The sequence below is a fragment of the Brunnivagina elsteri CCALA 953 genome, assembly GCF_002289455.1.
Taxonomy (GTDB): Bacteria; Cyanobacteriota; Cyanobacteriia; order Cyanobacteriales; family Nostocaceae; genus Brunnivagina; species Brunnivagina elsteri.
The window spans coordinates 1-1,061 of sequence record NZ_NTFS01000795.1; the positions used below are offsets into that span (position 1 = coordinate 1).

Annotated in this window: 1 pseudogene; it reads right to left on the reverse strand. The window is 32.6% G+C overall.

What is annotated here, in order from left to right:
- Positions 1-251 precede the first annotated feature (251 nt).
- A pseudogene (locus tag CK510_RS30725) lies at positions 252-837 on the reverse strand (hypothetical protein).
- Between the last annotated feature and the right edge of the window lie 224 nt (positions 838-1,061).

Genomic DNA, 1,061 nt, shown 5'->3' on the forward strand with positions numbered 1-1,061 from the left:
GGGAGCAACGCGATTTGGTGAGGTCTAGTCAAAAACAAGCGATCGCTAAAAATCATATTTAAGTACAAAGTGATTTTATTTGCAGCAAACATACTGTTTGGCAGTATAAATTATCTTCATGAGATATCTCAAAAAGATTACTGGTAAGTCATTTGACTATTATTTAAAAAAATATCTGCAACAGAGCTTTGTTACTTAGTATTAATTGTAGCAATTAAATGCTTGAAAACTGTATCAAGGTATAAAATATTTTAAGCTGCTTTCGGCTTAATGAATGAATTTAAGATAGAATCACAAAAATTATTCCAGCTTCCAGCTATCCATTGGCAGCGAAGATGTAACATAATTTCAGCATTATTTTTTAACCAAAATTTACCGTTTCCTTTCATCCGTAAGTTAACAACTTGACGAATTAAACTTTCAACTGCACCACTGCCAAGAGGAAGTTTTTGAAACGCAACTTCGTTATATTTTAAAAGCCGTCGTCGGTAAGCTTTTAAAAGATAATTTCGTTCTCGTACTAACGTTTTACAGCGTTCCCCAGTAGCAGATAATATAAACTCGTCCATGTTTTTGTGTTTTATCATGCCACCAACCTTGTGTCTGCTGCATTGCTTTATCTAAAAAATCTTGAGATTTAGACAGATTATGAAGCAATAAAGCAATGCATTCTCCTGCTAGAATTAACGCAGATTCCCGAATTTTTCCTTCACGTACTTTTAAAGCTTGTCCATCGAATTCTGGAATATTTGTTAATTCTAAAAGTTTCGTAACTTTTTCTTGAAAGTGTTCTAATGATTTGCTTAAATCGAAAGTAGAATATTTCATTGTAGGCATTCTCTGTTTTTGTTTTGATATCTAAAATCAAAACCTTTACTCCAAAGGGAATCCTACCTTTTTTTTGGCACAAAAAAACAGATTATGTTCACATATTAAAATCGTAAGCAACTTATATTAAGTACTAATACGTATTGATGAGTAGTCAATTGTTAATTTGTACTGAAGAAAATTTTTAGCGATCATACCTTTTTTGCCCCACCTCACCAAATCGCGTTGCTCCC